Raw genomic sequence first — 10,218 nt, forward strand, 5'->3', positions numbered from 1 at the left:
GCTCTGACTAGTGCAAAAGGCCCGCAGGCGATACCTGCGGGCCTTGTCGCACCTAGATCCTGCTGGCCGCTTCCTGCAGCACGGTGCGCAGGATGGATTCGATCTGGTCGAACTCCGGCTGCCCGATGGTGATCGGCGGAGCCAGTTGGATGACCGGGTCGCCGCGGTCGTCGGCGCGGCAGTACAGTCCGGCCTCCCATAGTGCCGGGGTCAGGTACCCGCGCAGCAGGCGTTCGGACTCGGCGTCGTTGAAGGTTTCCTTGGTCGCCTTGTCCTTGACCAGCTCGATTCCGTAGAAGTACCCGGCACCGCGCACATCGCCGACGATATCCAGGTCGGTGAGCTTGGAGAGCGTGGACTTGAACGCGTCGGCATTGTTCTTGACGTTCTCGTTCAGGCCCTCGCGTTCGAAGATGTCCAGATTCGCCATCGCCACCGCCGCGGCCACCGGATGCCCGCCGAAGGTGTAGCCGTGGTAGAACGTGGTGTCGCCCTTGGTGAACGGCTCGAACAGCTTGTCGGAAACGACCATTACGCCCAGCGGGGCATAGCCGCTGGTCAGCGCCTTGGCCGAGGTGATGATGTCCGGGACGTAGCCGAAGTCATTGCAGGCGAACATGGAGCCGATGCGGCCGAAGGCGCAGATGGTCTCATCGGAGACCAGCAGCACGTCGTGCTCGTCGCAGATTTCGCGCACCCGGTCGAAGTATCCAGGAGGCGGCGGGAAGCAGCCACCGGAGTTCTGCACCGGTTCCAGGAACACCGCTGCCACGGTGTCGGGGCCTTCGAACTCGATGGCTTCGCGAATACGCTCTGCGGCCCACAGCCCGAAGTCCTTCTCGTTGTCGGCGAACACCTCCGGGGCGCGGTAGAAGTTCGTGTTCGGCACGCGGAAGGTGCCGGGCACCAGCGGTTCGAACGGGGTCTTCATATCCGGCAGCGAGGTGATGGCCAACGCGCCTTGCGGGGTGCCGTGGTAGGCCAGAGCGCGGGAAATGACCTTGGTCTTGCCCGGCTTGCCCTTCATCTTGAAATGCTGCTTGGCCAGCTTGAAGGCGGATTCGACAGCTTCGCCGCCGCCGGTGGTGAAGAAGACGCGGTTCAGATCGCCCGGCGCATAGCTGGCCAGGCGTTCGGCCAGGTCGATCGCCGGCTCATGGGCGTAGGACCACAATGGCATGAAGGCCAGCTTCTCGGCCTGCTTGGCCATGGCCTCGGCCAAATCGGCGCGGCCGTGCCCGGCGTTGACCACGAACAGCCCTGCCAGGCCGTCGAAGTATTCGCGACCGGCATCGTCGTAGATCTTGTGCCCCTCGCCGCGCGAGATGATCGGCACCTGCGCACCGTTGGAAATTCCGGAGTGCCGGGCCATATGCATCCATAGGTGATCGCGAGCGGCCTGCTGGCGATCGGTACCACGTGGTGTGTTCATCGTGTTCCCCAGTTGTATTCCTGTTTTTTGAGTGAAAGATAGGTGTACGTATTGGTGCTGACCACGCCTTCGAGCCCGCGGATCGTTCCGATCACGCGCAGCAGGTCTTCATCGTTCGAGCAGATGACCTCGGCGAGGATGTCCGAGCTGCCGGCAGTGACCACGCAGTAGTCGACCTCCGGCAATTCGGCGATCCGGTCGGCGGTGCCGCTGATGTCATTGGCGGCGACGATGCCGATCATGGCCTGGCGGGTGAAGCCCAATTCCAGCGGATTGGTGACTGCGACGATTTGCACGACGCGGCTCTCGACCAGCTTCTGCACGCGCTGGCGTACAGCCGCTTCGCTCAGGCCGACTGCCTTGCCGATGGCGGCATAGGAGCGCCGGCCATCCTCCTGCAGCTGCTCGATGATCTCTTTGGAAATTTCATCAATGGCCTGCGCTGTATGCGAGGGCAGCGTCATATCGACCTCCTAGGTCTAAGGGACTTTCCACAGACCCTACCTTCACTGAATCAGTTGCGAAAGGGGTATTTTCGAAAGATTTCAGTTTTAGTAACGCAATTTTTACAAGGAAACTTGCGTTCAGGTCTTGTTGCACCTGCGTATTGCTGGCAGGATGAACGTCAACACTCTCATGTGTGGCCGATCACATTCGTCGTTAGGACTCCAGCCATGTCGCACTCGCAACGCCGACTTCCGCAAGACCCGCAGATCCGCGCACTCGTCCAGGCCATGAGCCAGCGCAGCTACTCCCGCCGCTCGGTGCTTTCCGTCGCCGGCGCCCTGGGCCTGACCGGGCTGCTCGCGGCCTGCGGCACCGGTGGCAGCAGCACGCAAGCAGCCCCGTCGATCAAGGACATTTCCGAAACCGATCCGACGGTCAACTGGGCTAACTGGACCCTGTACCTGGATTACGACGATGAGAAGAAGACCTATCCGACCCTCGATGCCTTCACCAAGAAGACCGGCATCGCGGTGAACTACCGCGAGGACATCGACGGCAACGACACCTACTACGGCAAGGTGCAGGGCCAGCTCAGGGCCGGGCAGGACATCGGCCAGGACATCGTCACGCTGACCGACTGGATGGCCGGGCGCATCATCCGCCAGGGCTACGTCCAGGAACTGGACCTGGCGAACATCCCCAACTCCGCCAACCTGCTGCCGAGCCTGAAGGAAGTCGACTTCGACCCGGGGCGCAAGCACTCGCTGACCTGGCAGTCCGGATATGCCGGCATCGCCTGGAACAAGAAGGCGTTCCCGAAGGGCCTGAAGTCCGTCGAGGACCTCTGGGATCCGAAGCTCAAGGGCCGTGTCACCGTGCTCGACGAAATGCGCGACACCATCGGCCTGCTGATGATGCAGAACGGCGTGGACATCGCCGGCCAGTGGGGCGAAAGCGAATTCGGCGCCGCGACCGACGTGCTGCGCGAGAACATCGACAACGGCCAGATCCGCCAGGTCAAGGGCAACTCCTACAAGGAGGACTTCGTTTCCGGCGATGCGATCGCCGGCATTGTCTGGTCCGGGGACATCGTGCAGATGAACTTCGAGAACGACGACCAGTGGGAGTTCGTGCTCCCCGAAGCAGGCGGCACCCTGTGGAGCGACAACCTGATGGTTCCGGTCGCGTCGCCGCGCAAGGCCAACGCCGAGAAGCTCATGGACTTCTACTATGACCCGGCCGTGGCCGCGGAGGTCGCAGCCTACGTGAACTACATCTGCCCGGTGGTCGGCGCCAAGGAAGAAATGGAGAAGATCGACCCGGAACTGGTCAGCAACCCGCTGATCTTCCCGACCGACGCCGATCTGGCCAAGGCGCACGTCTTCCGCTCGCTGGAGGCGGATGAAGAGACCACGTTGAACTCTGAATTCCAGAGTGCCATCGGCGCCTAGAAGCGGGGAATTCCATGAGACAACGAGCCGACATCTGCACGCGCAGAGGCGCAGTCCAGGCGCCTCGCCGTTCGGCGCCAACCGTTGACCAGAACCAGTTCCAGGAAGTGATAGGGGCATGACAATCTTGGCACCGCGTACTGAAACCACTGCCACCGGTGCGGACCTGCACCTGTCGGGCATCACCAAGCGCTTTTCCAGCTTCGTGGCGGTCAAGGAGCTCGACCTGGTGGTTCCATCGGGCACCTTCTTCGCCCTGCTCGGTCCGTCGGGCTGCGGCAAGTCGACCACCCTGCGCATGATCGCCGGCCTGGAAGCTCCCAGCGAGGGCAGCATTTCGATCGGCGGGCAGGACGTGACCGGGTTGGCCAGCCACCAGCGTCCGGTGAATACCGTGTTCCAGTCCTATGCGCTGTTCCCGCACATGAGCGTGCTGGAGAACGTGGCCTTCGGGCTCAAGCGCAAGAAGGACAAGCAGGCTATGGACAAGGCGAAGGCCGGTCTAGAGCTGGTGGAGCTGGGGCATCTTGCAAACCGCAAGCCGATCCAGCTCTCCGGCGGCCAGCAGCAGCGTGTGGCCCTGGCCCGCGCGCTGGTCAACCGCCCGCAGGTGCTGCTGCTCGATGAGCCGCTCGGTGCGCTGGACATGAAGCTGCGCCGGCAGATGCAGCTGGAGCTGAAGAACATCCAGACCGAGGTGGGCCTGACCTTCATCCACGTCACCCACGACCAGGAAGAGGCCATGACCATGGCCGACGTGGTCGCGGTGATGAATGGCGGGCGGATCGAGCAGATGGGTCCGCCGCGCGAATTGTACGAACTGCCCAAGACCGCGTTCGTCGCGAACTTCCTGGGCAAGTCCAACCTGATGCGCGGCACGGTCACGGGCCAGGAGGCAGGGATTCTCAGCGTCCTGGTCAATGGGCAGAGAATCCTGCTGCCGGCTGACCGCGCGGTGCAGACTTCGGGCGAAGTGGTCGTCGGCGTGCGCCCGGAGAAGATCTCAATCTCGCGCGAGGGGTTTGCGGGGGAGAACCGCCTGACAGGCACCGTGATCGACGTGTCCTTCACCGGCACCACCACCGAATACCTGGTCGAGGTGGACGGGATCGGCACCATCGGGACCTTCGCGCAGAACCGCGGCCAGCAGCAGGCCGCCGAGGGCGACACCGTGCACCTGTCCTGGGAGGCGCAGCACTCCTTCGGCCTGGCCGGCGCCGAGCATGAGGACGCGGGGGTGGACCAGACATGACGCTGATGACTAGGAAGGGGATCGCAGACCTGCGCAGCCGCGAGGAGATCCGGGCGGAACGGCGCAAGGGGCGCACCGGCGTCTACCTGATCGCGCCTGGCATGCTGGTGCTCGCCCTGTTCTTCGCGCTTCCGGTTCTCGTGCTGCTGGCGATGAGCCTGTATGTGAAGCCCGAAGGCGCGGAAATCGGCGAGTTCGTGCCGGGCTTCGAAATCGGCAACTACGCCACGGTACTCGCCGCCTACTGGCCCGAGCTGCTGCGCTCCTTCGGCTTCGCGCTGATCGCCACCGTGCTGGCCCTGCTCATCGGCTTCCCGATGGCCTACCTGGTGGCGGTCCGCCTGCGCGAGAAATCGCTGCTGCAGGGCATCTTGCTGGTGCTGCTGATCGCCCCGTTCTTCTCCAGCTTCATCCTGCGCACCCAGGCCTGGAAGCAGATCCTGGCCGACGAGGGGTTCATCGCGCAGACACTGAAGTTCCTCGCGATCCTGCCGGCCGACGGGCACCTGACCGCCACGCCGATCGCGGTGGTTGCCGGCCTGACCTATAACTTCCTGCCCTTCATGGTGCTGCCGATCTACGCGAACCTGGGCAGGCTGGACACCCGGCTGCTCGAAGCCTCGGGGGACCTGTACGCCAGCCCGATGACCTCGTTCTTCAAGGTGACCCTGCCAATGAGCGCCCCTGGCGTCTTCGCCGGCACCCTGCTGACGTTCATCCCGGCCGCCGGCGACTACGTCAACGCGGCCCTGCTGGGCAATAACCGCAATACGACGATGATCGGCCAGGTCATCGACTCCAGGTTCTTCAAGGTCATTGATTACCCGGGCGCCTCGGCCCTGAGCTTCGTGCTGATGGTCTCGATCCTGATCCTGGTCACGATCTATATCCGCCGCTTCGGCACCGAGGAGCTGATGTAGCATGAAGCAGAAAATCGGACGCTGGTTCATTCCCGCCGTCGGCGGGCTAGCCTTCATCTACCTCCTGGTCCCGATCGCCTACATCTTCGTGTTCTCCTTCAACGATGCAGGCCGCACCAACCTGGAATGGCGCGGCTTCACCCTGTCGAATTGGCAGAACCCCTGCGGCGCTCCGGCAGTGTGCGAGTCGCTGGTTCACTCGTTGCAGGTCGGCACGGTGGCCACCATCGTCGCCACCGCCCTGGGCACGCTGATCGCCATCGGCCTGGTCCGCTATAAGTTCCGTTTCCGCAAGCTCACCGACGTGCTGATCATCCTGCCGCTGGCGACGCCGGAAGTGGTGCTCGGCGCGTCGCTGCTGGCGCAGTTCCTGAACCTCGGTTGGGAACTGGGCTACACCACCATCGTGATCGCCCACATCGTGTTCTGCATGTCCTTCGTGATCGTCACGGTCAGGGCGCGGGTTTCCTCGCTGGACCCGCGACTGGAGGAAGCGGCCGCCGATCTCTATGCCTCGCCGCGCACGGCTTTCTGGAAGGTCACCTTCCCGCTGCTGCTGCCGGGCATCGTGGCCGCCGCGCTGTTGTCCTTCGCGATGAGCTTCGACGATTTCATCATCACGAACTTCAACTCCGGCACCTTCCAGACCTTCCCGAAATTCATCTATGTGGCAGCGACCCGAGGCATTCCGGCCCAGGCGAATGTCATTGGCTCGGCGATGTTCATCCTCGCCCTGCTGGTGGTGGTCATCGGGCAGGTAATCAGCTACCGCAAGAAGAAGCAGCTGGAAAATTCCTAGCTGCCCCGAGGTCGTGCCAATGGACCGTGCTCCAGAAGCGCGGGCCTTTGGCATGCCCTGCGTGCCGGTCCGCCAAATTCATGAGGGCATTAAGGATTCTGGTACGGACCGGGCCAAGCGCTTAGGCCGGTGGCAGTTCTTCCGCTTCAACGCAGGAAGCGTGCCAGCGGGAAGCGCCCGAGACGAGAGCCCATTAGGATGGCTAGCGGATGGAAATGTTGGTACAGAGCTGAATTATGGGCATCTGACATATAGTAAATACTTAGCTTTACAGTACGTACCCTACTGTTTGATACATTCCCAACCCGATAATTGCAGTTCTCGAAACGATTGGAAACTTCATGAGTGATAAGCCAGTTTGGCTCTCCCAGCCTGAACGCGACGCCTGGCTTGGACTGCATGCAGTCATGACTTTGCTGCCGGCTGCCCTGGATTCCGATCTGCAGAGCCTGGACGGCATCACGCTCTTCGACTATCACATGCTCGCCATGCTCTCCGAGGCCAAGGACCACCAGCTGACGATGACGACACTGGCCTCGCATACCAGCGCCTCGCTGTCGCGGCTGTCGCATGTGGTGAAGAAGCTGGAGAAGCGCGGCTGGGTGATCCGCGAGCAGTCCCCAGAAGATGCCCGTGTGAAAATCGCCTCATTAACGCAAGAAGGGTGGGAAGCTGTGCAGCACATGGCGCCTCATCACGTCGCCTCGGTGCGCGGGCTGCTCTTCGATACCCTTGATGACAAGGATGTTAAAGATCTCACGCGGATCACGCGCAAGATCACGACATCGCTCGATGCCGATCATTGGATCCTGAACGCGGAGACTTCCGATTTGGAACACTGAGAAATTCTCGATAAGCTAATCAGGCGTTAATCGCGTGTGTTGCTATGCCGTCTAACGGCAGAACAACGGCGCGTTGCCCGTAATACCGAATATCGTGGCCAACTGAGTACGGGGAAATTGCTCGACCGGTTGCGAAGTTCACCGACTTACATACTTTAAGGCTCTTCGGTTGGTTCTCACCCAGCCTGGTTACCTTCCTAGTGTGCAGTATTAACGGTGTTTCACTGGTTGGCGGGACTCATAACGCATCAAGCCGTGTCGATATTTAGGTATGGGCACTGTGCGCGAGTACCGCCGAATTTTACTACTAACTAACTGAGGAGTGATCATGGCAGCTGTTTGCCAGGTAACCGGTACTACTCCGGCCTTCGGACATAGCATCTCCCACTCGCACCGTCGCAACAAGCGTCGTTTCGATCCGAACATCCAGAAGAAGACCTACTACGTGCCTTCGCTGCGCCGTAAGGTGACCCTGACCCTGTCGGTCAAGGGCATCAAGGTAATCGATGCTCGCGGTATCGACGCTGTTATTGCTGACCTGATTGCGAAGGGTGTGAAGCTCTAAACATGGCAAAGAAGGATAAGGACGTACGTCCGATCATCAAGCTGAAGTCCACCGCTGGAACCGGTTTCACTTACGTAACCCGTAAGAACCGTCGTAACAACCCTGACCGCATGGTCATGAAGAAGTACGACCCGGTAGTCCGCAAGCACGTAGAATTCCGAGAGGAGCGCTAAGACATGGCCAAGAAGTCCAAGATCGCAAAGAACGAACAGCGCAAGGTCATTGTCGAGCGTTACGCTGCAAAGCGCCTCGAACTGAAGAAGACCCTGGTTGATCCAAACGCAACCGACGAAGCTCGTGAAGCTGCACGCGTAGGCCTGCAGAAGCTTCCACGCAACGCTTCGCCAGTGCGCGTCCGAAACCGCGACGCCATCGACGGTCGCCCACGCGGTACCTTCCAGAAGTTCGGCATCTCCCGTGTTCGCTTCCGCGACATGGCACACCGTGGTGAGCTTCCGGGCATCACCAAGTCTTCCTGGTAAGACCTGCAAGTCTTTTGACTTAGCAAGCCGCCTTCCCGTTTCGGGAGGGCGGCTTCGCCATTTAACGCCTCCACCACCGGCGTTTTGGCGGTGCATTCTCTTCCGCTGGCGACGGTTTCTCCGCGCGGCGCTGTTGCCAGCCAAGCACCTCGGCAGTGGAATCGCGCAACGCGGTGATCACCGGGGGTCCGCCCAGCAGCTGGCGCCGTGCCTCAATGATGCGGGCGTTGAAATCCTCGATATGCTCCCGCACGGCACGCTCGGTGGGCAAGCGGTCCAGAGTTTGCTCCATCTGCTCATCTTCAACCCGCAAGGTCAGCGCAGGTGGTCCTAGACCGGTGAGCTGCTCGCGGCGCATCATCGACTTCAGCCACCAGTCGGGATCATCGTTGCTGGTGATGTGGTCGATCTTCTGTCCGGCGAGAGCCAGATTGTCGAAGTCGCCGCGGGCGAAGGCCTCATCGAGCACCGAGTTGGCCACCTCCCAGGCTTCGTCCTCGGCATGCAGCTGCAGGGGAGTCTTCTGCTTCTCAACGGGAGCCATCCCGGTGGCCTGCGCATACTCATCCACGGGCAGCGGCTCGCTGTCCTGCTTCATCTTGTACCGGGCCGCATTCAGCGCGGCATCCTCGTTATGCTCCATCTTCCAATGATCCCACCGCGGGCTGGAACCCGGCAATGCGCGTGCAGGCTTTCCAGAGCAATCCACGCAGGAGCTGGGCGAATAAAATCAATCCCCGCGGGTCCGCGTGGATCGCCGAAGATCATGGGCACCACGTGCTGCTGCGAGGTGTCTGCGGGTTTGGCTCAATTGCCATGTCCCACCGGCATTCGAGGGCCCGCCCTGTAGTAGCGTGTAACCATGAAGCCAGCGACCCCCTACCCGCAACCCGCAGCCGACATCTACGCGAACCGGAAGCGGTGGGCGACACTGGGTCACGGCAAGACCGTCGTAGTGACCGGCGCGAATAGCGGCCTCGGCTTCTTCGCCAGCCTCGGCTTGACGCAGGCCGGTGCTCAGGTCATTCTTGCCTGCCGCAACCAGAGCCGCGCAGAACATGCGATGGGGCAGATCCGGCGGCGCGTGCCGGAGGCCCGTGTCGAATTCATGCAGTACGACTCCTCACGCATTGAATCTGCCATGGGGCTGGCGGCAGAGCTGCGCAATCGGCCACTGGACGCGCTGATCGCCAACGCCGGGATCATCCGGGCGCCGCGGGAACGCCAAGGGGGCCTGCTCGGTTATGAGCTCACTATGAGCACCAACTTCATCGGACACGCACGATTGGCCGGCGAACTCGCCGACCGCTTCAGCCAGCCGATGCGGTTCATCGGCCTGGGGTCGATGTCCACACGTATGCTGGCCACCGATCCGCAGAATCTGGCCTTGGCCCGCGATTACCATCCCTACCGCGCCTATGTGCAGTCCAAGGCGGCAGTGCAGGCGTTCACCCTGGCCCTGGACCACCGGCTGCGCCAGCTGGAACTGCCGGCTCGTGCGCTGGCGATCCATCCGGGATATGCGCTCTCCGGGCTGTCCCCGCAGGTGCCCAGCATCAATGAGCCGGACTACGCCAAGCGGCTGATCGGCCAATTGCAGGCTGGTTTCGCGCAGGGCAAACACGAAGGAGCGGTGGCCTTGGTCGAAGCGGCCTTGGCACCTGAATTGGATGCCGCGCCACGAGGCTGCTACCTGGGGCCGAAATTCCTGACGAAGGGCCCAACGGTACTGGCCAGCCCGGCGAAAGCGACCCGCGGCAAAGAGCTGCAAGGCAAAGCCTGGGAGCTGTTCGTGAAGGCAAATGAGGGACTCGATCCGTTCGCGCTGTAGGTCCCGGGTGAACTTTCACACCTTTGATTTGGCTAAAAATTCAGCAGAATCCGCATGATGATGCACTTTTTGTCGCCGCCAGCTGGTAAGTTCAACTCTTGATAAGTCCGTGCGACCGCGCGGCGTCCGGGCCCGGAAGAGGGTCTTGGATCACTAGTCCAGGAGGACCATACATTGGCTATGAACCGTAGCGAACT

At 61.7% G+C, this 10,218-nt stretch carries 12 protein-coding genes; 9 read left to right on the plus strand and 3 right to left on the minus strand.

Annotated elements, in window-relative coordinates:
- Positions 1 to 52: 52 nt before the first annotated feature.
- Both ANI01nite_RS12880 and ANI01nite_RS12885 read right to left on the minus strand, forming a co-directional pair.
- Positions 53 to 1,432, minus strand: coding sequence for an aspartate aminotransferase family protein (locus tag ANI01nite_RS12880; protein ID WP_141358443.1), 1,380 nt, complete (start codon positions 1,430 to 1,432; stop codon positions 53 to 55).
- A complete protein-coding gene (locus ANI01nite_RS12885; RefSeq protein ID WP_066141175.1) occupies positions 1,429 to 1,896 on the minus strand; it encodes an Lrp/AsnC family transcriptional regulator in 468 nt (155 codons plus the stop codon). Before ANI01nite_RS12885 ends, ANI01nite_RS12880 begins: the two co-directional genes overlap by 4 nt.
- A gap of 210 nt (positions 1,897 to 2,106) precedes the next feature.
- On the opposite strand from ANI01nite_RS12885, the gene ANI01nite_RS12890 reads away from it, so the two are divergent.
- From ANI01nite_RS12890 to rpsN, 8 genes are all read left to right on the plus strand, one after another.
- The gene (locus tag ANI01nite_RS12890) at positions 2,107 to 3,330 is read left to right on the plus strand and encodes an ABC transporter substrate-binding protein (protein WP_141358445.1); all 1,224 of its coding nucleotides are present in this window, start codon (positions 2,107 to 2,109) and stop codon (positions 3,328 to 3,330) included.
- Between the two features lie 118 nt (positions 3,331 to 3,448).
- The gene (locus ANI01nite_RS12895; RefSeq protein WP_141358447.1) at positions 3,449 to 4,582 is read left to right on the plus strand and encodes an ABC transporter ATP-binding protein; all 1,134 of its coding nucleotides are present in this window, start codon (positions 3,449 to 3,451) and stop codon (positions 4,580 to 4,582) included.
- Entirely contained in the window at positions 4,579 to 5,502 is a 924-nt protein-coding gene (locus ANI01nite_RS12900; protein WP_052253594.1) for an ABC transporter permease, read from the plus strand. The genes ANI01nite_RS12895 and ANI01nite_RS12900 overlap by 4 nt, the downstream gene beginning before the upstream one ends.
- A 1-nt stretch (position 5,503) precedes the next feature.
- Positions 5,504 to 6,301, plus strand: coding sequence for an ABC transporter permease (locus ANI01nite_RS12905; RefSeq protein ID WP_038990285.1), 798 nt, complete (start codon positions 5,504 to 5,506; stop codon positions 6,299 to 6,301).
- Between the two features lie 341 nt (positions 6,302 to 6,642).
- The gene (locus ANI01nite_RS12910) at positions 6,643 to 7,143 is read left to right on the plus strand and encodes a MarR family winged helix-turn-helix transcriptional regulator (RefSeq protein ID WP_141358449.1); all 501 of its coding nucleotides are present in this window, start codon (positions 6,643 to 6,645) and stop codon (positions 7,141 to 7,143) included.
- 328 nt (positions 7,144 to 7,471) lie between these two features.
- Positions 7,472 to 7,708: a 50S ribosomal protein L28 gene (rpmB, locus tag ANI01nite_RS12915; RefSeq protein ID WP_013349911.1), complete on the plus strand. Its 237-nt coding sequence runs from the start codon at positions 7,472 to 7,474 to the stop codon at positions 7,706 to 7,708.
- A gap of 2 nt (positions 7,709 to 7,710) precedes the next feature.
- Positions 7,711 to 7,881 (plus strand): 50S ribosomal protein L33, encoded by a 171-nt coding sequence (gene rpmG / locus ANI01nite_RS12920; protein WP_013349910.1) that lies wholly within the window; start codon positions 7,711 to 7,713, stop codon positions 7,879 to 7,881.
- Between the two features lie 3 nt (positions 7,882 to 7,884).
- Complete coding sequence (gene rpsN, locus ANI01nite_RS12925) at positions 7,885 to 8,190, plus strand: 30S ribosomal protein S14 (RefSeq protein WP_038990287.1); 306 nt, start codon at positions 7,885 to 7,887, stop codon at positions 8,188 to 8,190.
- Between the two features lie 61 nt (positions 8,191 to 8,251).
- Here rpsN and ANI01nite_RS12930 read toward each other — a convergent pair whose 3' ends face one another.
- Positions 8,252 to 8,833 carry a DnaJ family domain-containing protein gene (locus ANI01nite_RS12930; RefSeq protein ID WP_141358451.1) on the minus strand — a complete coding sequence of 194 codons (582 nt, stop codon included), beginning with the start codon at positions 8,831 to 8,833 and terminating at the stop codon, positions 8,252 to 8,254.
- Positions 8,834 to 9,052: 219 nt separating this feature from the next.
- Between ANI01nite_RS12930 and ANI01nite_RS12935 the strand changes: the two genes are divergently transcribed.
- Positions 9,053 to 10,021, plus strand: coding sequence for an SDR family NAD(P)-dependent oxidoreductase (locus ANI01nite_RS12935; protein ID WP_141358453.1), 969 nt, complete (start codon positions 9,053 to 9,055; stop codon positions 10,019 to 10,021).
- Positions 10,022 to 10,218: the final 197 nt, after the last annotated feature.

This window comes from Glutamicibacter nicotianae, from assembly GCF_006539525.1.
GTDB lineage: Bacteria > Actinomycetota > Actinomycetes > Actinomycetales > Micrococcaceae > Glutamicibacter > Glutamicibacter nicotianae.